This is a genomic window from Pseudothioclava nitratireducens (assembly GCF_029210495.1).
In the GTDB taxonomy this organism is placed as follows: Bacteria; Pseudomonadota; Alphaproteobacteria; order Rhodobacterales; family Rhodobacteraceae; genus Pseudothioclava; species Pseudothioclava nitratireducens.
The window spans coordinates 1-753 of record NZ_JARGDK010000041.1 but is presented as its reverse complement, the minus strand read 5'-3'; the positions used below and the strand labels follow the sequence as shown (position 1 = coordinate 753).

The 753-nt window shown below is 68.9% G+C and carries 1 protein-coding gene; it reads right to left on the bottom strand.

The genetic code is table 11. From position 1 onward, the window contains the following. Nucleotides 1-753: C40 family peptidase (locus tag P0X85_RS15120; RefSeq protein WP_275815216.1), on the bottom strand; the 753-nt coding region annotated here is incomplete at both ends.

Here is a 753-nt window from a genome sequence, read left to right as displayed (position 1 = left end):
GTCCTCGATCCGGGCCGCCCGTGCCTTCACGGCGTAGACAATCACACCGAGGAACACGGCCGCCGCCAACCACGGCAAGACGATGGAGAGGGCCTCCTCGAGGCCGACCAGACCTGCGAAGCGCTCGGCCAGATCCCGCGCGCCCTCGGCCTCGGTGATGGCAGGGGCGATCTGCGAGACCACACTGCCCGCGGCACCGATCGCGCCCAGCCCGATCTGGGCATTGGCGGCGGTCACGATCCGGCTTTCGGCCGGGACGCCTGCAGCCCGCTCCGGCGCCACCGCCCGCGGGGCCGCCCGCTCCAGCGCATCGCTCAGCGCCACATCGATGATCGGGACCCGTGCAAGATCGGTGTCATCGCGGAACGCGAGGATGGCCGCCCGCGTGCGTGGCCCGATCACCCCGTCGATATTGCCAACCTCGTGATAGCCAAGCGCCTTCAGGCGCGTCTGGACCTCACGCACGCTCAAGGTTGCCGACGCCGCGACATGCCCCGCCCGCCGCACACCGAGGAGCTTCGAGACGGGATAGCGTTTGATGTTCACCGCATCAGACTGGTTGCCGCCCAAGCCCCAGACCCAAGCCCCCTCAATCCGCTCGATGAAGAACACATGCCCTTGCCAGCTCGAAGCCCCCCGCGGGATCACCGCGATATCGCCCGGCTGAGCTTCGGCGATCTCCACCGGCACACCCCAGTCGAGATAGGACCGCGCGGTGAGCTTGCGCGTCGAGCGAATGCCGGCCTTCTCCAG